The organism is Methylosoma difficile, assembly GCF_054657615.1.
The window spans coordinates 254228-275933 of the sequence record NZ_BAAHYJ010000003.1; the positions used below are offsets into that span (position 1 = coordinate 254228).

The window sequence follows — 21706 nt, forward strand, 5'->3', positions numbered from 1 at the left end:
CTGGCGGGTCAAAATTCAGGATCCCAATCGACAATCATTTTTCTGGCAGTTAAATCGATGCTGAGGATGGTTTGTCCTTGTAGAAAAGGAATGGCTCTGTCCTTTTCGCCTTTTACCATCATGACATCATTGGCTCCTGTTTCTAGCAGGCCATCAACCATGCCTAATGCCACGCCTTCTTGAGTTTCAACATTTAGGCCGATTAAGTCAGACCAGTAGTATTCGCCTTCGGAAAGTTCGGGCAGCTGTTCAGGTCTGATGAAAATCTCCCAACCAACCAACGCTTCTGCCGTTGTTCTGTCATTGATGCCTTTTAACTGGGCAATCAACGCTTTACCTTGAATAGCCGCATCAGCAACTTCAATGGTTTTGTTGTTGCCAGCTTTCATTAATAGCCAAGGCGAATATTCGAGTATAGATTCGCGAATATCGGTAAAGGAATAAACCTTAATCCAACCTTTAACACCAAAAACGCCGGAAATTTTGCCGACGCTGATAAGCTCTTGCTTTGGCAAAACAGCTTAAGCGGCAGCCTTTAAAGAATCTTTAATCAATTTGGCAACACGTTCGGAAGGTTGTGCGCCTTGAGACTGCCAGTATGCAACACGTTCGTTATCCAAACGCAAACGTTCTTCATTGCCGCGTGCCAGCGGGTTGAAGAAGCCAACGCGTTCAATATAACGACCATCGCGACCACTTCTGCTATCAGTGACAACGACTTGGTAAAAAGGGCGATTTTTTGCACCACCTCTGGAAAGACGAATGGTTACCATCTATGTTCCTCAAAAACTTTCAATAATTGTTAATCCGCCTATTTTACGCGAATTTTTTGATATGTGAAGGATTAATATAAAAAATCCGCACAAAAGCTGATTGTTACGTGTTCATTCGTTCTGTTTCAATCCTTATTGGGTAGTCCTATAAGGCTAGAATGGGGTAGAGGATAAGGTGTTAGACATAAAATCGCCAGTTGTTGTTAGCGACTTGCATTGTTATAGTGCTTTTAAAATAAGTACGCCTTAAGGTTGTTTTTTGACATAAAAAGTTTGCTTGGATGTGGAAATTTAAGAGATTCTAAAATGGATAGTCTTCCCAATACGCCAATAGTTGCAATTAATTCTGGGTCGTTGCTGCAAAGTGGATTGGCGCACCAGCAAGAAGGGCGGCTTTCCGAGGCAGAAGCCATTTACCGCCATGTTTTGCTGGTGGAACCCGCGCATCCTGATGCTTTGCATTTGTTAGGATTGCTTGCCCATCAGGTAAAGAATTATCCCTTAGCAATACGGTTGATTTCCATGGCGATGGTTATCCAACCCAATAATCCTTTTTTATACAATAATTTGGGTATTGCTTTTAAGGAGCAGGATAAAGTCGATGAGGCTAGGGACAATTACCAAAAAGCTATTGCACTGAAAAGTAATTATGCCCAAGCTTACAATAATCTTGCCGCCTTGCAAAAAGAGCAGGGCGACTTGGAAGGCGCTATTGGCAATTTTAAAAAAGCTTTGGCATTTGAGCCGGATTATGTTGAAGCGCACAGCAATTTAGGCTCTTGTTACAATGACTTGGGTAATTTGTTTTTGGCTGCAGAGAGCCATCAGCGAGCTATTGCTATCAATCCAGAGTACGCACCTGCTTACAATAACTTAGGTAGGGTTTATGAGGCGGCTGGCGAGCTTGATAAAGCGATTGCCTGTTATCGGAATGCGATTGCTTTAAAGCCTGATTATGTCGATTTACAACATACGCTGGCGTTGTTGTTGCTTAAGTTTGGCGAGTTTCAGGAGGGGTGGCGGCATTACGAAAGCCGATACCACCCTGATAGGAAAAACAGGAATACAGTACCGCCGAATGTGCCTTTTAAGCAATGGCAGGGTGAGCTGTTGTTTGGGAAATCTATCTTAATTTGGCCTGAGCAAGGTTTTGGCGATGAGGTTCAATTTTGCCGATACGCACAGGTATTAAAAAATAGGGGTGCGGCGCAGGTGACCTTAGTCTGCAAAAAACCGTTGAAGCCTTTATTTGAAACGTTGCCGGGCGTAGACCAGTTGTTGTCGGCTGATTCGGTAGCGGTAAAACACCATGATTTTTGGGTGTTTTTATTGAGTATTCCCTTGTATTGCCAAACCACGCTCGATAGCATCCCTGTTTATCCCCATTATTTGTCGGCATTACCTGAGCGGATTGAGTTTTGGAAACCTAAACTACCCAAGGCAAGCTTACGAGTGGGCTTGGTGTGGAAAGGCGCCCGTTTGCACAAAAATGATCTTAACCGTTCGCTCGCCCATTTAAAGATGTTGTCACCTTTGTTCGACATTCCAAATATCGCATTTGTCAGTTTACAAAAAGGGCAGGGTGAAGATGAGGCGCTTGGAATGCCGTTGACACATTTAGGTTCTGCCATTCAAGACTTTGCCGATACTGCGGCTATTATTGCGCAGCTTGATTTAGTTATCTGCGTTGATACGGTGGCTGCACATCTTGCGGGGGCTTTGGGTAAGCCTGTGTGGGTGTTATTGCCGTTTGCTGCGGATTGGCGCTGGTTGCTTAATCGTGTTGATAGCCCTTGGTATCCAAGCCTTAAGCTTTTTAGGCAAAACCAACCCGGAGAATGGGCGGATGTCTTGGTATCTGTCCGTTCACATTTGGAAGCTTGGGCAAGCTCGTAACAGTTTTTCTAAACAAAAGCTGGTGGCAATCCTTTCTTCAAATTATTGCAACCTTTTCGGTAATTTTTTATGTCTTTTCCAAAACGCCCGTTGGCTTTTGTCTTGTCTGCCACCAACCATGGAACAATGATCGTCAATCGTAATGACCAACGTATGGTTGATGAAAATCGTGGTTACGGCGTTGGTTATCAATTGTTTAACACCTCTTGTTTTGATGAAAACGAAGTTGGTTTTGTGTTGGGCTTGCTCAATTGCCGGCGGCAGCACTTCGGTGATGGAGTGGTCGCCATTGATGGTGGCGCCAATATTGGTGTGCATACCGTTGAGTGGGCGCGACATATGTACGGCTGGGGGCGTGTGATAGCTTTTGAAGCGCAAGAAGTTATTTTTTACGCTTTGGCGGGCAATGTGGTTTTAAATAATTGTTTAAACGCCCGTGTCCGCCATGCGGCGTTAGGGCAGTGCAGTGGCGAATTGCTTGTTCCACAGCCCGATTATTTTAAAGCGTCAAGCTTTGGTAGTTTAGAAATGCGCCAGCGCAGCAATAGTGAATTTATTGGTCAAGCCATTTCCTATCATCCAAATGCTTGTGTAGCCATACCCATGGTTAATTTGGACGCGCTAGACCTTGATCGTTTGGATTTGCTCAAGTTGGATGTTGAGGGGATGGAGCAGGAAGTGCTGTTGGGTGGTCAAGGTCTTTTAGTACAGCATCGTCCGATTTTAGTGATAGAGACGATAAAATCGGACCGAAATATCCTGATGGCTTTTGTTGAAGCGCTGGGCTACAGGGTTTTTGATATTGGGATTAATATGCTAGCGGTTCACGAAACTGACCCCGCCCTGAACCAGCTTACCTTGGTGGGCAATGTTTTAAATCTAAAGGTGTGAGGGATGGTAACGCAAGTCTGCCAAGTCATTCCCAGTAACTAAGGGTCGATCCTTTTTTTGTCTGCGTTTTATTGCCTGCTTCGTCGAGCGTGTAGCTGGCCAATGTGCTGTCTACTGGCGTTGCTGTGATTGAATAGGTGGTGGCTGTTATTGCTGAAATGTTCAGGTCATAGGTTTTGGTGCCGCCACTAACCGGTACAACTGAACTGAAAATGTCGCCAGCAGAGGGTTGCGCGCCATTTAAAAGGTAAGAATTGTTATCCAAATACAGTTGGTTAAGCGCTACCGATAAGGATATTAGCGCTGTTTTGGCTTCTGACTCTTTGCCTTGATCGATATTGTTTTTATAGGAAGGATATGCAATAGCAGACAATATGCCCACAATGGCTAGGGCAATTATAAGTTCGATGAGTGTAAAACCAAGCGGATTTCTTTCTTTCATTTTTATTGTCTAGGGTTTAAAGCAACAGGGTCGAAAACTTTTACTAAAGACAAATCAGGCTTTAGTAATTTGTTGTATTTTGTACGGTTTCTGTTTTTAAACGGCCTGTAGGCGACACAGTGATTTTTTTTGCATTATTTCCCCTGTTACTAATATTAACATCGCCAGATGTTAATGCTCGCCCATCAGAGGTAAAAACGAATTGTTGGGCTGTACTGCTAATGCTCATTTCACCGCTTGCTGAGGCTTGGTATTTCTGTATGACTTCATCAATACCGTCATTAAAGCTATTGTTGCCGTTTTTGTCCAAAAACACGCGAATATCACCCGTCCAGCTTGAGACTGGGGCAACAATAGCATTGTAATGAGTTGTTACCGATTTGTTGCGTGCCGTCATCAATGCATCAACAATATTGTTAGTTTGTTCAGTCAAGCGCCCGCTTCTGATTAGGTCATTAAGATTGGGTAAAGCAGATCCCGCCAAAATAGCCGCTATTGCCAAGGTCACTAACAGTTCTAGGTAGGAAAAACCAAATTCTTTTAAAACGAGCCTTGTGCAATTGGTTTTCATAATTTAACTCTAGCAATTTAAAAATCTTGGGTTGCTTTAGGGCAACCCAAGTTTTAGGAAGTAAAAAGTTATGGATTATAACCTCTACTTCCTTCACCCAAAATTAACGGGTTTGATTGACGTCAGTTGAAGTGGTTTTTTGGTCGGCTTTTTCGCGCCAGTTTAAACGTCCGCTGAAGCCTTTTGTTTCTGAAGTTTCTGTGCTAGGTGTGTCAGGTGTCGACGTGTCGAATGTGGTGATATTTCCTCTGTCCACCGCATCAAAAGGCTCTACAAAAATGGCGATAACGGCATCGTTAAAGTCTTCGTCACTTCCTGAACCTGGCATACGGTATAAGTCTTCAATACCCAATACCAATAACTCATCTTGTGGGCTGGAGAGCAAAACGGTGTGGGGTTTGTAGTTCGCGTCTGTCTCTGGGTTCAAGCCTTTAATGGTATAGTAGATGTTTTTAAGGTCTTGGCTAGGGTTGACTTTAGTCCCATTCCAACCATTGGCGACGACAGTAAAGCCGATAGCGGTACCGGCGCTGAATGTGCCTAAATCGACAGAATCGCCACTAGTCAGTTTGTCGCTAGAATAGTCAGGGAACATGATTTTGGTGCTGGGTACAAAAGCCGCGTTGTTTAAGTCTGATGGTATGAATTGGAAAAATCCAAGAGCGTTCCTATAGCCGGCGCCTTCCGTTACATAGGCAATCCTAATATGGGCATCTTTTTTCAAAAATAGGTTAGCGCCGTGGTCGTCAGTAATTAACGATGGTGAGACGACTCTACTTTCTGGTAATACGGTTAATATGCTGCTAACCAAGTTGGTTGGAAATTGGCTGGCCAAATTGGTCATGCCTGCAGGAACGCCGCTTGAGCTGTAGCTGACAGCATAAACCCATTCTTTACCATAGGTCGCGCTAAAAACAGCGGTGGCACCAATAAGGGTGGTGGCTGCTATAGCAGCGTTGATAAGTGTTTTTTTCTTCATGGTTAGTTACCTCTAAAAATAAAAAATATAAATAGTCATTAATGTTGTAATTCCTTTTATTGTTTACTGATCCTTACAGTTCACAGCATATCTTGAAACAACGGAGCGTTCGTTGTTCGTCGAATTTTTCATAGTTATTGCAATAGTATAAATTTCAACATCACATGGATTGGTTGCTGTTGTTGGTTTGTTACAATCATTAACAAGCCAGGAACAATCCGTTTCATTGAGTTGATTTCCGTTTCCATTCAGGCAAGCTGTTTTTGTGATTTCTACGCTAGAACCGTTAGGTAAATCGACATTGATGTCTGAACTTGACAATTGACCGGGGCTTAATTGGTTATAGAACCCGCCGGATGACTGGCATATTTGTGGCTCTCCAGCGGCTTTGTTTGGTAGTGAACCCTTTTCGTAGCGCTTGCTGTCGATATATTTTTCAGTTGCCCATAGCGCAATTTCTAAATTTGCAATTTCACTGGCTTGACCTTGTGTGTTGCTGACCATTAAAAACTGCATTCGGTTTTGTTGTACTAGGCTGACGCTGAGCAATAAAATCAGCAGCAGGAACACCAAGCTAAAAACTAAAATCATGCCTTTTTGCTGTTTCAAAAACCGTTTCATTGTTAATTCCTGAACGCAATAGTGGTGCTAAAGACGCGATATAAACGTTTAGACGATGCATCGTTGACGTTGAAAACGGTATCGTCAATCTGAAAGCTGGGGGTGCTTTTGTTTAAATTAGTCTGGTCACTCATCAACACCAAATAGATTCTTATACTTACTATATTAGACCAAAGAATTATTTGATCGGCAGGAAGGTATTTGTTAGCGTCGCCATCATCATCGGTATCCAATCCATAAACGATGAGCAGCCTTTCTACATTCGAAACCAGTTCAATATTGTTGGCGAAGTCGACACGCGTGCCGTCTTTTTTAGTTGACTCCGAGTTGCAGTATAAAGTCGGCGTTCCACTGGCATCGTTGGCGACATAGAAGGCGATAGTCTTTAAATTTGCGGTCACGCCTCCGGCTTGATCAGATACTTGGCTGCTACAAGCTGATAAACCCTCATCTTTGTCGTTATTATTCTGGTTCCATATTGCCCCATTGTTTTGGCAGTCTCCCTTATTTTCGAAAAATGTATCGCTGCAACTCCCGCCAGGTTCCAATTGGTAACGAAAAACCACATGATTGGTATCGTAAGCGTTATTAATTCCGGCGGCGTTGTATGTACCCGTAATACTTTCCGCCTCGTTTAAGGTCATTCCTGATTCAGCCGCATTGGCTTTTGTTAAAAAAATGTTCTTTGCTTCTTGTCCTGCTATTTGCTTGTTAACTAAAAAACCCCTTCTTCGGAATTCTTTCCCAAATATCTCAAGCGCATAGCGACCATCTTCTACCATGTAGCTTAATGATTGCTGTTTTTCAAAAGTTCTTTTGCTTTGTAAAAAAATCACAGAAATGCCGGCAACCAGCAAAGAGCCAAGTAATATGGCAACCATTAGCTCAATAAGTGTAAAACCTGACAATTTCGATTTCATATTGCTACGTCCATCGAATAACACGCATCGCCTATTTTCTCGTTTAGTGTTTTATTGGCTCTTGTCCATCTGACTTCGATGCTAAATCCTCTGGCATAAACGCCACTTGAACACATCTCTCCATAAAGGGTTATATTGCTGGTGGCATTAGGCAATGTATTGGTTACGTTGGATTGCCAACGCCAAATGTCATATTCTGCCATTTGTCTTGAGCTACAAAGACCAAATTGTGCGGTGCAATCGTTGGCGTTAGGGAACGGAACATCACTCCAGCCAGTTACATTCGCCCTTATTCGGTCACTCATGTCGTAAGCCAAATAAATGGCTTGGGTACGCAAATAGGCATCTTGGTTATCCATTAAGCTACGTGCTTGTAAGGCGACAGTTCCCAGAATACCGATGGCGATGATAATCATAGAAACTAAAACTTCGATTAAAGTAAAGCCGCTGCTTTTTCTTATTGAAGCACGTTCGCGAAAGACATAGTTTAATAAGTAATTCATATCGTTAGCAGCTTTAAATATATGGATTGAGTATAAATCAAGTTGTTGATGTTGCAACAAAATAATGTGAATTTTTCACATTATTTTGTTGTTTACAACTTTGCTGCAATATTGACCACCTTGGGCTTTTCATTATTTGGGTACACCAAATATTTTCATATTCGGTGAAGCCAAAATTAATGGTCAATATATTCATATTTTCTGCCGTTGATGATGGCTGTGATTAAAAAATAAAATCACTTAATGTCAATGTCGGTGTACCCGTTAAGGTGATTGCAAAATCGGTAACTCCATCGCCGGTAATATCAAAGCTAATTTTTCCGCTGATATAGTTCACTTGTGGTGTGCCGGTGTTGGTGAATGCGGTCGTTCTTAATGTTGTTGGGGCCGCAGCGGTAAAAATGCTATTGACGTCAATTTTATCGCCCTCTGTGCGATTAAAGTCGGAGATGACATCGGGTGTTGCGGTTGTAGATTCAGATGCGGCAGTAAACCTGAAGGTGTCTGCACCTGTGCCGCCTGTCAGGGTGTCTTTGCCTGCACCGCCAGTTAGGATGTTGTTGCCTGTGTTACCTATTAAGGTGTTGCCTAGGCTGTTGCCGGTGCCGTTGATGGCGGCAGTGCCGGTCAGTGTTAAGTTTTCGACATTGACATCAGATAGGGTGTAGGTAACAGCTGATTGGACTGTGTCGGTGCCGCCGCTGGCAACCTCGGTGACAGTGTCGCCGGTGTTGTCAACCACGTAGGTGTCGTTGCCTGTACCGCCGCTCATGGAGTCTGCGCCGGTGCTGCCGTCTAGGGTATTGGCACCGGTATTGCCAGTTAAGGTGTTGTTGGTGCTGTTGCCCGTGCCATTGATGGAAGCGGTGCTGGTGAGTGTCAGGTTTTCTAAGTTTGAACCCAAGGTATAAGTGATGCCGGATTGCACGGTGTCAGAACCGGCACTGGCTGCTTCGGTAACCGTATCGCCAGTATCATCAACCACGTAAGTGTCGTTGCCTGTGCCACCGCTCATGCCGTCTGCGCCGGTGCTGCCGTTAAGGACGTTGTCGGCGGTATTGCCGGTGAGTGTATTGCCTAAGCTATTGCCCGTGCCGTTGATGGCTAAAGTGCCCGTTAGCGTCAGGTTTTCAAGGTTGGTACTGGTTAATGTGTAGGTTACGCTGGCTTCAACCTTATCTGTTCCTGAGCTGGCGGACTCGGTAATGGTGTCGCTGGTATTGTCAACGATATAGGTGTCGTTGCCTGTGCCGCCGCTCATGCCGTCTGCGCCGGTGCTGCCATCCAGCCTGTTGTCAGCGGTGTTGCCAACCAATACATTGCCTAGGCTGTTGCCGGTGCCGTTGATGGCGAGTGTGCCGGTCAGCGTTAAGTTTTCGATATTGACGTCCGAGATAGTGTAAGTCACGCCAGATTGGACAGTGTCGGTGCCGCCGCTGGCAACCTCGGTGACGGTGTCGTCAATGTTGTCAACAATATAGATGTCGTTGCCGGTGTTGCCGCTCATGGAGTCAGCTCCGGTGCTGCCGTCTAGGGTGTTGGCGCCGGTATTGCCCGTTAGGATGTTATTGATGCTGTTGCCCGTGCCATTGATGGCAGCGGTGCTGGTGAGTGTCAGGTTTTCTAGGTTCGCGCCCAATGTGTAGGTAATGCTGGATTGAACGGTATCCGTACCGGCACTGGTTGCTTCGGTAACGGTATCGCCGGTGTTGTCAACCACGTAAGTGTCGTTGCCGGTGCCGCCACTCATGGCATCTGCCCCCGTGCTGCCGTCTAAGGTGTTGTTGGCGGTATTGCCTGTGAGGGTGTTGCCTACGCTGTTGCCAGTGCCGTTGATGGCTGCCGTGCCGGTGAGTGTCAGGTTTTCTAGGTTTGTACCCAAGGTGTAAGTGATGCCGGATTGAACCGTGTCTGTTCCTGCACTGGCGGCCTCGGTAACGGTATCGCCGGTGTTGTCAATGATGTAGGTGTCGTTGCCGGTGCCGCCGCTCATGCCATCTGCGCCGGTGCTGCCGTCTAAGGTGTTGGCGGCGGTATTGCCAACCAATACGTTATTGTTGCTGTTGCCCGTGCCATTGATGACATCGGTGCCTGTTAATGTTAGGTTTTCTACGTTGGCACCCAAGGTGTAAGTGATGCTGGACTGAACGGCATCGGTGCCTGCGCTGGTTGCTTCGGTAATGGTGTCGCCGGTATTGTCAACCACATAAGTATCGTCACCTGTGCCGCCGCTCATGCTATCGGCACCTGCGCCGCCACTCAGCGTGTTGTTGGCGGTGTTGCCAATGAGGATGTTCCCGTCGCTGTTACCTGTGCCGTTAATGGTTGCGGTGCCGGTTAAGGTTAGGTTTTCCAGGTTTGATCCCAGCGTGTAAGTGATGCTGGATTGTACGGTATCCGTACCGGCGCTGGTTGCTTCGGTGACGGTGTCGCCAGTGTTGTCAACCACGTAGGTGTCGTTGCCTGTACCGCCGATCATCGCGTCTGCACCCACACCTGCGTCCAATATGTTGTCGCCTGAGTTGCCGGTGAGCGTGTTGGCGGCGCTGTTGCCGGTGCCGTTGATGGCAAGCGTGCCGGTTAGGGTTAGGTTTTCAATGTTGGTGTCGGTGATGGTATAGGTAACACTGGATTGGACGAGGTCTATACCTGAGCCTGTGCCGGTTGCTTCGGTAACGGAATCGCCTGTGTTATCAACGACATAGGTGTCGCTACCCAGGCCGCCGCTCATGGAGTCAGCACCTGTGCCGCCATCTAAGGTGTTGTTGGCGGCGTTACCAACAAGCACGTTACTGACGCTGTTGCCGGTACCGTTAATGGTTGCCGTGCCGGTTAATGTCAGGTTTTCAAAGTTAGTCAATAGTGTGTAAGTGAAGCCCGCTTGGATGGTATCGGTGCCGGCACTGGCAACTTCGGTGACGGTATCAGAGGAGTTGTCCAGTATGTAGGTGTCGTCGCCCAAACCACCGCCCATGGAATCATTGCCCAAGCCGCCATCTAAAACATTGTTGTTGCTGTTGCCCAATAATGTGTTGTTGTCGCTGCTGCCAGTGCCGTTGATGGCTGTGGTGCCGGTGAGTGTCAGGTTCTCCAAGTTGCTGACAAGGGTGTAAGTGATGCTGGATTGGACAGTGTCTGTTCCGCCGTCGCTGGCTTCGGTGAGGGTGTCGGCTGTGCTGTCGACAATATACGTGTCATTGCCTGCGCCGCCGCTCATGGCATCATTGCCCGTGCCGCCATCTAGGTAGTCATTGCCGATATTGCCTATTAATGTGTCGTTGTCAGCCAGTCCGTATAAGGTGTTGTTGGCTGTTCCGCCGGTCATTATATTTTTGGAGGCATTGCCTGTGGCGGTGAAGGCCACTGACCCTGTTGTAATGGCAGATACGACACCGAAGCTGTCTATGGTGACTGAGCCATAAGTAAGGTTTTCAACATTATCGGCCAATATTGTGCCGCTGACGTTGGTGATAACCAAGTCGGTACCTGCACTGGCCAGTTCTGAAATAGTGCCGGGGCTGGCATTGGTAATAATGTAAGTATCATCACCTGTGTTGCCCATCAGGATGTCGGTGCCGCCGTTGCCTTTTAAAAAGTCGTTGCCCGCGCCGCCATCTAGCGTGTTGTTGCCGCTGTTGCCCAGCAAGGTGTTAGCGTTGCCGTTACCTGTGCCGTTGATGTTGGTTGTGCCGGTGAGGGTAAGGTTTTCCAGGAACGTGTAAGTGGCAATCGATGAAGTTTCACTGATTTTAACGGTGTCGATACCCGATGCGTCGGTAAACGTTACGCCAGTAACGGTGGTGAGTACGTAAGTGTCATTGCCTGCGCCACCATCCAGTTTGTCTGTGCCGCCTAAGCCCGTGATGGTGTCGTTGCCCGCACCGCCCATGATGGTGTTATTGCCTGACGTACCCGTTAGGTTGTCACTGTAGCCGCTGCCGGTTAAGTTTTCGAAGTTTGAGATGGTGTCAGAACCGGAACCGCCCGTGGCTTGTGCGGTTGTTGTTGTCAGTGATACGGTAACGCCAGCGGTTGCGCCATATTGGTAAGACAGCGTATCTATATCAGTGGCGGTTGTGGAGCCTCCGTCTAGGGTGTTACTGCCGCTGCTGGCATAAATAATATTGTTTAAGTCGTTACCTTTGCCATTGATAGCACCTGATAACAAGCGCAAGTTTTCAATGTTTGAACCTAAAGTATAGGAGACGGTTGAATAGATAATGTCCGTGCCGCCATTGGTCAGTTCTGTGACGGTATCCAGTGTGCTGTCGACAAAGTAGGTGTCGTCGCCTGAACCACCGGTCATGGCATCGTTGCCGGTACCACCGTCCAAAATGTTATTGCCGGTTGTGCCGATAAGGATGTTGTTGAGGGAGTTGCCGATACCTTGGATGGCATTGCCGGTCAGTGTTAGGTTTTCTACGTTAGCGGTCAAAGCGTAGTTGACGCTACTGATGACTAGGTCAGAACTGGATGTGGTGGCTGTGGAAGTTTCGCTGACCACGTCACCGGCATCTACCATATAAGTATCGTTGCCGGTGCCGCCGGTAAGCGTATCAACGCCAAGGCCGCCGTCAAGAATGCTACCGGCATTGCTGGCGGTCAGTATGTCACTGTATGCAGAACCCGTCGCGTTTTCTATGTTGAGCAATTTGTCAACGCCCGCGCCACCCGCCGTTACGCCTGTGAGGAGGTTGATGGTAACGCCCCACGATGCGCTAGCGTAAGAGACGGTGTCTATGCCACCTAAGCCATCAAGGTAGTCGTTGAAGTCAGTGCCCGTAATGACGTTTGGTGAATCATCGTTAAGGGTGCCGGATGTGCCGTCACCTATTTGGAACTTGCTGCCGTTTCCAAAAAGGAAATTGGTTATTGATATGTTCTGAATGCTGAAGTTGACAAACGTAAACGATTTACCGCCAATGGTGATTTTGGGGCTGGTGACGACCGTATTGTCGATGACAATGCTTGAGGCCGTAAGGGTTTCGTCATCAAAGCTGAATATGTCGCTGGTTGTGAAGGGTGCTGAACCTGAACTACCTGTAAATGATGTGCTGCTGGCGGCAGCATAAGTGGAATATTTATAAGTAGCCATGTTGCAAACCTCTAATTGTTCGTTAAGAAATTAAGTTTAGCGTTCAGAATCATTTTGTGTGGAATTTGTGAAGTTTTCAACATCGATTTTAGTTGATAACCTCGACACATCAAGCCAATCGACCAAAAAAAAACAGCCTGCCGAGATTGGCAGGCTAGGTGTTATCTTCTCAATCCGCGGATATTGCTTTTGGCTCCGCGCATCATGTTGGTTAAATTGCCGTTTTTCATTTTTTTCATCATTTTTTGCATCATCAAAAATTGCTTTAACAGGCGGTTGACATCTTGCAATTCTTGCCCGCAGCCGGCGGCGATGCGTTTTTTGCGGTTGCCTTTGATGAGGTCTGGAAAGCGCCGCTCTTGCATAGTCATCGAGCAAATGACGGCGATTTGCCTAGCCAACATTTTGTCGTTGATTTGCTCTTTCATGTCTTTGGGTACACTTTTGATGCCGGGCAGTTTCTCTAACATCGAACCAATGCCGCCCATATCTTGCATTTGTTGCAGTTGTTCGCGGAAATCTTCAAGGTCGAAGCCTTTGCCTTTTTGGATTTTGCGCGCCAATTTTTCGGCTTTTTCTTTATCGACTTTACGCTCAATTTCTTCAATCAGGCTGAGCATGTCGCCCATGTCCAAGATACGCGAGGCGATACGATCGGGGTGGAAGGGTTCCAATGCGTCGGTTTTTTCGCCCATACCGATAAATTTGATCGGTTTGCCGGTAATGTGGCGGATAGATAGGGCGGCACCGCCACGGGCATCGCCGTCGGCTTTGGTTAAAATGACGCCGGTTAACGGTAACGCGTCGTTAAACGCTTTGGCGGTAATGGCGGCGTCTTGGCCTGTCATGCTATCGACAACGAACAGTGTTTCGATAGGGTTGATGGCGGCGTGCAGGGCTTTAATTTCCCCCATCATTTCATCGTCAATGTGCAAACGGCCTGCGGTGTCGATGATGATGACATCTAAGAATTTACGTTTCGCGGCATCGATGGCATTTTTGGCAATGTCAACTGGATTTTGGCTGATGTCACTGGGGAAGAAATCCAACGATAAGTCGTTAGCCAAGGTTTCCAATTGTTTGATGGCCGCCGGGCGGTAGACGTCAGCACTGACCACGCCGACTTTTTTCTTTTGGTTTTCTTTCAGCCAGCGTCCCAATTTGGCAACGGTGGTGGTTTTACCGGCACCTTGCAAGCCTGCCATTAAAATGACGGCGGGTGGTACGGCTTTTAAATCCAAGCCTTCGTTAGCGGCACCCATGGTTTTGACTAACTCGGCCTGCACCAGTTTGACCATTGCTTGGCCTGGTGTGAGGCTGCTTTGTACTTCTTGACCCAACGCACCTTGTCTTACGCTTTCGATGAAATCATTGACGACAGCCAGCGCTACGTCAGCTTCCAGCAAAGCCATGCGTACTTCGCGCAGGGTGTCTTTGATATTGTCTTCGGACAGGCGTGCTTGGCCTTTAAGTTTTTTAAGCGTACTGCTGAGTCGGTCGGTTAAGTTGTCAAACATGGCTGCTTTATAGTTATTTTAGTGGTAAAGGTTGGTGTTTTGGCGCACAGTGGCATGCAATGCAAAATCCAGCTGTGCGTGCGGCAGTGGCAGGCTTAAACGAAGGGCTGCACTAGAACCGTAAAACGGGATAGTTTAACATAGGCTTCAATGCCTTGCACTGGCTGAAAAGAGGCTTTGATGTTTGCACAGTGCAAATAATTGGCTATTTAAGCCTTTGGCGTTTTGAAAGCCTGCAAGACCTAAAGCCAAGCATTTTTAAACCCATTTTGAAAGCCCCGCCAATGATGACTGACGTATTTGCCTTTTTTTCCATTACCGCTTATCTGGTTGCTTGTGGGTTATTGGTTCGCCACCTTTGCCAAGGCCAGGGCAATAAGTTGCCGGTGGCGTTAGCTTGGATTGCGGTTGCCATGCAAATGGTTTATATCGGTTTACATTGCCATCAGTATGGGGGCTTTAGTTTTGGCTTTTTTAATACCGCCGCCTTGGTGGCAATGATTGTGGCTTCGTTACTTTTGTTGGCAAGCCTGAATAAGCCTGTTGAAAAGTTGGGTATTGCCATTTTCCCCATCGCCGCCTTGATGTTGGCTTTTGATGTCCTATTTTCCGCAAGATCACCGCATTTGCCTAGTTACAGTTGGGCAATGAGCGTTCATATCCTCACTTCGATTATTGCCTACAGTCTTTTGAATATTGCTGCATTACAGGCAGTATTGCTGGCAATTCAAGATAAGCAAATTAAAAGTCACTCGCCACAGCGGTTTATAAGGGCTTTGCCGTCTTTGCAGACAATGGAGTCGTTATTGTTCCAGATGCTGGCGACAGGGTTGGTTTTTTTGACCGTCGCTTTGGCAAGTGGTTTTGCGTTTATTGAAGATTTGTTCGCCCAACATCTGGTGCATAAAACGGTGCTGTCGATTGTCGCTTGGTTGATTTTTTCTTGCTTACTGGCGGGGCGTAAGCTTTATGGATGGCGCGGTAAAACCGCGATCAAATGGACTCTGACAGGCTTTGCGTTATTAATGTTGGCGTATTTTGGTACTAAGTTGGTACTGGAGCTGATCTTGCACCGCTAGCCTCTGGCTAGGGTGTGGTGAACAGGCTGGGGCCTGCAATGGCAAGTGCTGTGCCGGTGCACGTAACGTTAACCGCTGTGTCGCCGGATATTTTATTGCCGCTGATGATGATGGCCGTGCCGGAAACCACGGTTGCTGCGGGGCAAGTATAGATGCCCGATGCGGTGGTCGCGGAGGATTTGGAACACTTGCCTCCTGGCGTGGCGGTCACGCTGACAGCGCTGCTGTTGGCATTTTTGCCGCCGTTGTCAGTCGCCTTACTGATAGTGCCTTGCACAATGACGCTGCAGCTTCTGAGTGTGGTGGAAGTGCTGGGCGTGCTGCTGGATGTGGTTGATGAACTGGTTGAGGATGACGAGCCCGTTGTGCTGGTGCTTGATGAAGTGCTTGAGCGGGTCGTGCTGGTTGTCGAAGAGCTAGAGCTTGTCGTTGTCGTCGTGGATACGGTCGTGGAGCTTGGAGCGGCTGTGGTCGTCGTCGTTGTGCTGGTGGTGGCGGATGCCAAAATAATGCCCGATCTGACAGGGTCGGCTTCGGCAATATAAGAATTAAGCTGTACCGTTTGTGTTTGGTCTTGTGGATCTGTCCAGCGTACGCTTACTTCAATATTTTTGCAGTTGACGGTATTGGGGCAATCACCGATTTCCCAGCTTCGGGTAAAGTTGGCGCTTGAGCTGTTTTGTATGATTTCTTCATTGCTGCCGCTGGCAAAAGCCGTGTAGGTGTTTTTGTTGGCAAAATTTCTTAAGGCTTCAATTTTTTCTTGTGCCAAATTAATGGCTTGAGTTCGCATTCGCGCGTCCGAACCCGCTAAAAAGAACTGCCCTTGCAGTTTTGCCAAACCCATCATGCCAATGCCAACTACCAACGCGGCAATTAAGGCTTCAATCAGCGTAAAGCCGCTATTTTGTTTGTAGGATTGTTTGTCCATTATTGTTTCAGTCGGTAAAAATAATTTATGGGCGCTAAAAGTCTTTCCATGTGCCAGGCAGGCGATTGGCTTGGCTAATGTTGCCAAACTTAAAGCGGCTGTCCAAAGTCTCGCCATCGTTGCCGTAATTGCTTTCAACAAATACCGAATTGGCGTTAGGCCGATCAACGTTACCTTCCCAAATAACAGAGCCGTAAACGCTGGCGCCTCCCCAGCCTTGGCTGGCACATGCGCTGGTGGTTTCGTAGTAGACAATGCCGTAAATGGTGATGCCGCCATTAAATGTTGGGCAGCCGGCGCTGGCAGGAACAATAATCAAGACCGGTTCTGATGCCGTACCCAAGTTTGCATCGCCATTGGAGAGGCAGCCTCCGGAAATATCGGCACGGTTGATGGAGCCTGAGTTATCGATGACGTAAATGGAAGGTTCTGCACTTGCGCCGCAGGGAATGCTGCCGGAGAAAACATGTCCTGCATCGGAGGCGGCTTGTTTGGCATCGGCTAAGCTCATGTCAAAGGTATGAAGCCATGCGCAACTGCCACCGGGGCAGCCCGAAAATGTGTTGGTTATAAAAGGCGTATTTGCACCTTGTTCATTGTCTTCTTTTACGCCATCAAGATCATCATCAGTCCATAAATAAGTGTTTAGATGACCCGCAGGCAGGCAAGCCGAGTTGGCGGAAGTTCCGCTGATGACTGCCGGATTACCGGCGTTGCTTAAATATATGCCCGGATTGCCGGTGGCAGGCGTAGTGATGCAGCTTGCAATAACCCACGGTGGTGGTGAGCTGCTTTGGGCCTTAAACAGTTTTTGATTGCGGGCTTGGGCGATAAAGCTTTCTGCCGTTGCCGTGATGTTGGCATCCGACCCCGTTGCTGTTGATGTCACCTTTATGAAGTTATTGCTTTTGTTGAATACCAAATCAGTGATTTGATAGGTTTCGCCAGAGGTAAGCCCAGTGATGGGTTCGAGCGCCGGACATCCGGGCGCATTGGGGCAGTGGGTCTCGCCCGTGGCAATGAGGTTTCTGCTGCCCCATGCAATGCCGTATTCCAGACCCGCTTCGGCGGCTTCTTTTGCTTCGCGTGAGCGGATGTCGTTACCGGTGATTTGCAAGTCAATCAGGTTGGTGCGCGATGTGGTTAAGGTCATTAATGTTAAGCCCATTAAAAGCATCAATGCAGTGAGTAGTGTGACAGCGCCACGTTGCTGACCTATGTTTCTAGGATAATAAGTTGTTTTGTTATGCATGGGCTTGGTTTCCAACAGTTTGTAGCAGACCCTTTTTAAGGGACAAATTCGTCGTTACGGATACGAACTTCATCGGTTAGGTTTTGTGCAATGTTGTGGTCATCCGCTGTCCGACCGCTTAGGCTGATAATTACTTTACGGATATTCAAGCAAGCTGGCCTAGGAGACGCGCCTTGGTTGCAAGTGTTGCAAGCTTCGCCTGCGTCACAAGCGGCGTTGCCATTGTCATCGCCATCTTTAACACCATCGTGGTTGCTGTCGGTCATCATGCTGGTGATGTTTAGCGTTTGCACGATCAGGGAAAATCGCAAATCAGTGATTTCTATGTCGGGATCTGTCACTGTCTGCCAGCCTGTACCGCCGCTGGCGCAGCTTAGGGCGGGCGAACTATTGCGCATTTTGATAGCTGTGTCGTCCAGCTTAAAACCTAAGCGTTCACGGTTGTCGACCACGGGTGTCGTTTCTTTGCCGCTGGGTGAGCTGCTGCCGTTGTCGTCGGCATAATCGCGGTTGTAAGCATAAACAATGCACGTGCCGCCGTTTTCTACAGCCATGGCAGCAAAGGGATTGTTGATTAGAGCATCGTTAAGGGTGTCGCCATTGTTGTCGTTCAGATTCGGGTCGGAACTGACATAGCCGGCGCGGCGCAGGTCGCGGATCATCATATCCATAATGGCACGTAAATCTTGACTTAGCCGCGTGACCCTAATGTTGTTGGTGCTGCTTTTTAGGCTATTGTTGAAGACGCTTACCGCGCCGCCTGTGATAATAACGCCGACTAGCATACCAATAAGTATTTCAATCAATGAAATACCGTGCTGTTTATGCGCTACACACATATTTCATAGTCCCCAATGTGGTTATCAACCGCGCAAACCCTACTCCTGCCCATTACGCTTAAGATGACTTTTAATTGGTAGTTGGGTGAGCTGAGTGTGATCGTGCCATTTTCTGAACCGCCGCGAATATAATCGAAACTGGTGTCGTTGCTGCCAAAGTTTTGGCTTAAGCCAATTTCTTTAAAATCGGCGCGGGTTGAAGCTTCCAAGGCTTTATTGCCCGGATTAACCCAATAAGCCCATGAGCCATTATTGCCATCGGTAAAGGTGACCGTGACGTCAATATTGCGTTTGATGGCTTCGGCCTTTGCCCAGCGCAAGTCCGCCAGAATAGCTTCGGCAGCGTCAATAAGTTTGCGCCGTTCAAGCATTTCATCGAAAGAAGGGATGGCTATGCTGGCAAGTATGCCGATAACACCAATAACAATTAATAATTCTGTTAGACTAAAGCCAAGTTGAAAGTTATTTTTTAACATAGGTGATTAAGTTTTATTTCGTAGTGTTTTGCTGTGGAATAAATCTTAATACAGATTGTTTAAATTTTATGAGGACTGGTTCTTGTTTTTGAATTTATATAGAAGCAAAGGTTTTACCTTAATTGAATTGTTGGTGGCGGTGGCTATTGTGGGTATTCTTGCGACGATTGCTATTCCCGCTTATCAAAGCTCGCTTTTAAAAGCCCGCCGGGGAGATGCTAAGGCTGGGTTGATAAGCCTGGCACAGGCGCAAGAAAAATATCGATTGACACATACCCGCTACGGCAATCTGGCAGATATTGGCGGGGCGGTTGTCAGTGATTATTATGCTTTTGAAGTGGCAGGTAGCGATGGCGCGTCTTACGAAATGACCGCCACGCCTCAGTCTAAAGGAGGGCAAAGTGAGGATGTTTGTGGGGTTTTGACGATTACCCAAACGGGTATTATTATCGGCAGCAACGCCAGCGATTGTCCGATACCCTAAGTTGAACGATATTTTTACAGGGGTTTTGAAAAATGACGATTAACGGTTTACATCCCTGTAGTACCGTTTTCGCCAATGTCTATCGGGTATTAATCAGTTGCCGAGTGGTCGTATTCAATACGGGCAAAAACTAAACGAGCCATTGGTTTAAGGTGCTTTTTTCGCATCAGCATCAGACGATGAAATTAATGCGGTATAGCATTCGACCAAACTTTCGGTGTAATTGTTATGGGCATCGCTCAAGTCTTTCGCCGAGCCAAAATCAGTCCGCAAAGCTTCTAAGGTTTTTTTGGGGTCTTCCGCTTTTGACAGCGTCAACATTTTTGAATAATTGCGATAAGCGGTCATACGCGCAGGGTCAAAAGCGAATAGACCCGGCATTTTGCCGCTGCTGGTGTCAACCACGCATTTTGCCATGCGTTCAGGGTCAATTTTATAATCTTTAATGTCTTGCTCTTTAAGCATTTGCTCAAGCACGGCTTGTTCATATTGATTTTTATCGGCACATGCGGGCAGCAACAAGGCAGACACGACGATTAACAGCAGTTTTTTCATTTCTTTCACTCTAATAAAGGCAATCGGATTAATTAGCCATTATACCCAGCTTGGGTAATTACGCTAATCGTAAGCTTACAGTGTTGACATTGCTTCACTAATCCAAGCGGAAGCTTCATTATTGATGTCGGTGGCTTTACGGTTTTCGCTACTGATCGGCGGGCCGATTTTCACTTTAATCGTACCGGGGTATTTTAAAAAGCTGTAACGAGGCCAATATGAACCGGAATTTAGTGCAATAGGAATGACCGGATAGCCGGTTTTTTCTGCCAACATGGCACCGCCAACATTAAATTTAAGCGCTTCGCCGGGCGCTGCGCGGGTGCCTTCAGGGAATACCAACACCCAAACACCTTCTTGTAAAAACTGGCTACCTTTGTCGAGCAATAATTTTAACGCCGCCCGTTTTTGCGAACGGTCAATGGCAATCGGCTTTAACAGCGACATAGCCCAGCCCCAGACGGGTACTCTAAGCAAGGATCGTTTCAGCAGTACTGATTGTGGCGGCAGGATGACGCGCAATGCCAAGGTTTCCCATGCTGATTCGTGTTTGCTGAGCGCGATTGCCGCCGGAATGCCCCGAAGATTTTCCAAACCTTCCACTTGGTAATCCAAGCCGCAGAAAATCTTAGCGCCCCACAGTATGGTGTGTACCCACATTTGCGAAATCTTATAGCGTATTGAAAAAGGGAAGAAGGCGCATAGGATAATGAGCGTTCCAAACACCAACGGCGACAGCATAATGGCGACGAAAAAAATGGAGGAACCTAAATACACGCGAAATTTATTGGCCTGAGGTGAGGTATTGGGCTGCGTCATAAAGAGAGTCAAAGATTGGGCAGTTGAGGTTTGGGTGTTCGGTTAAGGTTTTTAGGCCATTGCCTGTTTTCACCAGCACCGGCTGGGCGCCAGCGGCAATGCCAGCTTGTAAATCACGGTAAGAATCACCAATCATCCACGTTGCAGACAAGTCGATTTGCTGGTCGGCAGCGCATTGCAACAACAAGCCTGGTTTAGGTTTGCGGCAATTGCAAGTGCTGTCAGGACCATGCGGGCAATAATAAATCGCGCTGATGTTGCCGCCGTATTCAACCGCCATACGCTGCATTTTGGCGTGGATTTGCGCCAAATCGACCTCGTCAAACATGCCCCGCGCCAAACCGGATTGGTTGGTGATGACGGCGACTTGGTAGCCATGCTGGTTGAGCAAAGCAATGGCTTCTAAGCTGCCGACAATCGGCTGCCATTCTTCCGGCGATTTGATGTAATCGTGGGAATCTTGGTTGATGACACCGTCGCGATCTAGCAAAACAAAGCGCCGGATCATGGTGCATCCTGAGTCTTGTGGATGCCGACAATCCATTCCATTTGATGAACACCCGGTTTGGTTGTGACAATAATAGGGCTGCTAATGGGTAAATTGATTAATGGCGAGGCCGTCCAGTCAACCGTCAATTCTCCGCTAGGATGCGGTATTGCCAAGGTGTAGCTTGGATAGCGTGGGTGCTGATGTTTTGCCAAAACCTTTGCTGCATAATTTACAGGCGCGGAAAGGTCTTGTTTGCCGTTTTCAACAAAGTGATTGATGACGGCATAAGCACAACAATTTACCAATAGCGCGGCACTAATAGCCCCTGCCAGTCGCCCAGTGCGGGTCAGGATAAAATAATACAACAGCGGCGGCACACTTAGCGCCAGAAGGGCCAGCACGAAAAGGCGTTGGTCGTTAGGCAATAACGGTTTAAAGCTGACGTAATTAATAACGCCCCATAATGCCGTCGCTGCCCCCAACACCATTAGCAGCGCCAATGCCATATCTCGGCTAAAGCTGCCTAATGAGCGGATCCTATTGGTTTCCATTATTGAATCTGGATAGTGGCAA

The 21706-nt window shown here is 47.4% G+C and carries 22 protein-coding genes; 4 read left to right on the forward strand and 18 right to left on the reverse strand.

Annotated features, from left to right (window positions below; translation table 11 throughout):
• Nucleotides 1-8: 8 nt before the first annotated feature.
• Together rimM and rpsP are read right to left on the reverse strand one after the other, a co-directional pair.
• Nucleotides 9-515 carry a ribosome maturation factor RimM gene (rimM, locus tag ACYQ1O_RS10715; protein ID WP_459991679.1) on the reverse strand — a complete coding sequence of 169 codons (507 nt, stop codon included), beginning with the start codon at nucleotides 513-515 and terminating at the stop codon, nucleotides 9-11.
• A gap of 6 nt (nucleotides 516-521) precedes the next feature.
• Nucleotides 522-773 (reverse strand): 30S ribosomal protein S16, encoded by a 252-nt coding sequence (gene rpsP, locus ACYQ1O_RS10720; RefSeq protein ID WP_459991680.1) that lies wholly within the window; start codon nucleotides 771-773, stop codon nucleotides 522-524.
• 306 nt (nucleotides 774-1079) lie between these two features.
• Between rpsP and ACYQ1O_RS10725 the strand changes: the two genes are divergently transcribed.
• Nucleotides 1080-2669: a tetratricopeptide repeat protein gene (locus tag ACYQ1O_RS10725; RefSeq protein ID WP_459991681.1), complete on the forward strand. Its 1590-nt coding sequence runs from the start codon at nucleotides 1080-1082 to the stop codon at nucleotides 2667-2669.
• 69 nt (nucleotides 2670-2738) lie between these two features.
• Nucleotides 2739-3560: an FkbM family methyltransferase gene (locus ACYQ1O_RS10730; protein ID WP_459991682.1), complete on the forward strand. Its 822-nt coding sequence runs from the start codon at nucleotides 2739-2741 to the stop codon at nucleotides 3558-3560.
• A gap of 25 nt (nucleotides 3561-3585) precedes the next feature.
• Here the strand turns inward: ACYQ1O_RS10730 and ACYQ1O_RS10735 are convergent, their stop codons facing one another.
• From ACYQ1O_RS10735 to ffh, 8 genes are all read right to left on the reverse strand, one after another.
• Complete coding sequence (locus tag ACYQ1O_RS10735; protein WP_459991683.1) at nucleotides 3586-4002, reverse strand: type IV pilin protein; 417 nt, start codon at nucleotides 4000-4002, stop codon at nucleotides 3586-3588.
• Nucleotides 4003-4063: 61 nt separating this feature from the next.
• Nucleotides 4064-4573 (reverse strand): GspH/FimT family pseudopilin, encoded by a 510-nt coding sequence (locus ACYQ1O_RS10740; RefSeq protein WP_459991684.1) that lies wholly within the window; start codon nucleotides 4571-4573, stop codon nucleotides 4064-4066.
• A gap of 103 nt (nucleotides 4574-4676) precedes the next feature.
• Nucleotides 4677-5552, reverse strand: coding sequence for a DUF4114 domain-containing protein (locus ACYQ1O_RS10745; protein WP_459991685.1), 876 nt, complete (start codon nucleotides 5550-5552; stop codon nucleotides 4677-4679).
• 63 nt (nucleotides 5553-5615) lie between these two features.
• The gene (locus ACYQ1O_RS10750; RefSeq protein ID WP_459991686.1) at nucleotides 5616-6173 is read right to left on the reverse strand and encodes a hypothetical protein; all 558 of its coding nucleotides are present in this window, start codon (nucleotides 6171-6173) and stop codon (nucleotides 5616-5618) included.
• 2 nt (nucleotides 6174-6175) lie between these two features.
• On the reverse strand, nucleotides 6176-7093 hold the full coding sequence (locus ACYQ1O_RS10755) for a PilW family protein (protein WP_459991687.1): 918 nt from the start codon (nucleotides 7091-7093) through the stop codon (nucleotides 6176-6178).
• Complete coding sequence (gene pilV, locus ACYQ1O_RS10760) at nucleotides 7090-7596, reverse strand: type IV pilus modification protein PilV (protein ID WP_459991688.1); 507 nt, start codon at nucleotides 7594-7596, stop codon at nucleotides 7090-7092. The genes ACYQ1O_RS10755 and pilV overlap by 4 nt, the downstream gene beginning before the upstream one ends.
• A 223-nt stretch (nucleotides 7597-7819) precedes the next feature.
• The gene (locus ACYQ1O_RS10765; RefSeq protein ID WP_459991689.1) at nucleotides 7820-12691 is read right to left on the reverse strand and encodes a beta strand repeat-containing protein; all 4872 of its coding nucleotides are present in this window, start codon (nucleotides 12689-12691) and stop codon (nucleotides 7820-7822) included.
• A 161-nt stretch (nucleotides 12692-12852) separates the two neighbouring features.
• Nucleotides 12853-14208 (reverse strand): signal recognition particle protein, encoded by a 1356-nt coding sequence (ffh, locus tag ACYQ1O_RS10770; RefSeq protein WP_459991690.1) that lies wholly within the window; start codon nucleotides 14206-14208, stop codon nucleotides 12853-12855.
• A 284-nt stretch (nucleotides 14209-14492) separates the two neighbouring features.
• On the opposite strand from ffh, the gene ACYQ1O_RS10775 reads away from it, so the two are divergent.
• Entirely contained in the window at nucleotides 14493-15287 is a 795-nt protein-coding gene (locus tag ACYQ1O_RS10775; protein ID WP_459991853.1) for a cytochrome C assembly family protein, read from the forward strand.
• Nucleotides 15288-15294: 7 nt separating this feature from the next.
• Here the strand turns inward: ACYQ1O_RS10775 and ACYQ1O_RS10780 are convergent, their stop codons facing one another.
• The 4 genes from ACYQ1O_RS10780 to ACYQ1O_RS10795 are packed head-to-tail and all read right to left on the reverse strand — an operon-like array spanning nucleotide 15295 to nucleotide 18785.
• On the reverse strand, nucleotides 15295-16218 hold the full coding sequence (locus tag ACYQ1O_RS10780) for a type IV pilus modification PilV family protein (protein WP_459991691.1): 924 nt from the start codon (nucleotides 16216-16218) through the stop codon (nucleotides 15295-15297).
• A gap of 34 nt (nucleotides 16219-16252) precedes the next feature.
• Complete coding sequence (locus ACYQ1O_RS10785; RefSeq protein ID WP_459991692.1) at nucleotides 16253-17470, reverse strand: PilX N-terminal domain-containing pilus assembly protein; 1218 nt, start codon at nucleotides 17468-17470, stop codon at nucleotides 16253-16255.
• A 35-nt stretch (nucleotides 17471-17505) separates the two neighbouring features.
• Nucleotides 17506-18309: a PilW family protein gene (locus tag ACYQ1O_RS10790; RefSeq protein ID WP_459991693.1), complete on the reverse strand. Its 804-nt coding sequence runs from the start codon at nucleotides 18307-18309 to the stop codon at nucleotides 17506-17508.
• A complete protein-coding gene (locus tag ACYQ1O_RS10795; RefSeq protein WP_459991694.1) occupies nucleotides 18300-18785 on the reverse strand; it encodes a GspH/FimT family pseudopilin in 486 nt (161 codons plus the stop codon). Before ACYQ1O_RS10795 ends, ACYQ1O_RS10790 begins: the two co-directional genes overlap by 10 nt.
• An 88-nt stretch (nucleotides 18786-18873) precedes the next feature.
• Here ACYQ1O_RS10795 and ACYQ1O_RS10800 point away from each other — a divergent pair, with 88 nt between their 5' ends.
• Nucleotides 18874-19269: a type IV pilin protein gene (locus tag ACYQ1O_RS10800; protein ID WP_459991695.1), complete on the forward strand. Its 396-nt coding sequence runs from the start codon at nucleotides 18874-18876 to the stop codon at nucleotides 19267-19269.
• 147 nt (nucleotides 19270-19416) lie between these two features.
• On the opposite strand, the gene ACYQ1O_RS10805 is transcribed toward ACYQ1O_RS10800, so the two are convergent.
• From ACYQ1O_RS10805 to ACYQ1O_RS10820, 4 genes are all read right to left on the reverse strand, one after another.
• The gene (locus tag ACYQ1O_RS10805) at nucleotides 19417-19824 is read right to left on the reverse strand and encodes a hypothetical protein (protein ID WP_459991696.1); all 408 of its coding nucleotides are present in this window, start codon (nucleotides 19822-19824) and stop codon (nucleotides 19417-19419) included.
• 75 nt (nucleotides 19825-19899) lie between these two features.
• A complete protein-coding gene (locus tag ACYQ1O_RS10810) occupies nucleotides 19900-20643 on the reverse strand; it encodes a lysophospholipid acyltransferase family protein (RefSeq protein WP_459991697.1) in 744 nt (247 codons plus the stop codon).
• Nucleotides 20609-21151, reverse strand: coding sequence for a D-glycero-beta-D-manno-heptose 1,7-bisphosphate 7-phosphatase (gmhB, locus tag ACYQ1O_RS10815; protein ID WP_459991698.1), 543 nt, complete (start codon nucleotides 21149-21151; stop codon nucleotides 20609-20611). The genes ACYQ1O_RS10810 and gmhB overlap by 35 nt, the downstream gene beginning before the upstream one ends.
• Complete coding sequence (locus ACYQ1O_RS10820) at nucleotides 21148-21684, reverse strand: hypothetical protein (protein ID WP_459991699.1); 537 nt, start codon at nucleotides 21682-21684, stop codon at nucleotides 21148-21150. The genes gmhB and ACYQ1O_RS10820 overlap by 4 nt, the downstream gene beginning before the upstream one ends.
• Nucleotides 21685-21706: the final 22 nt, after the last annotated feature.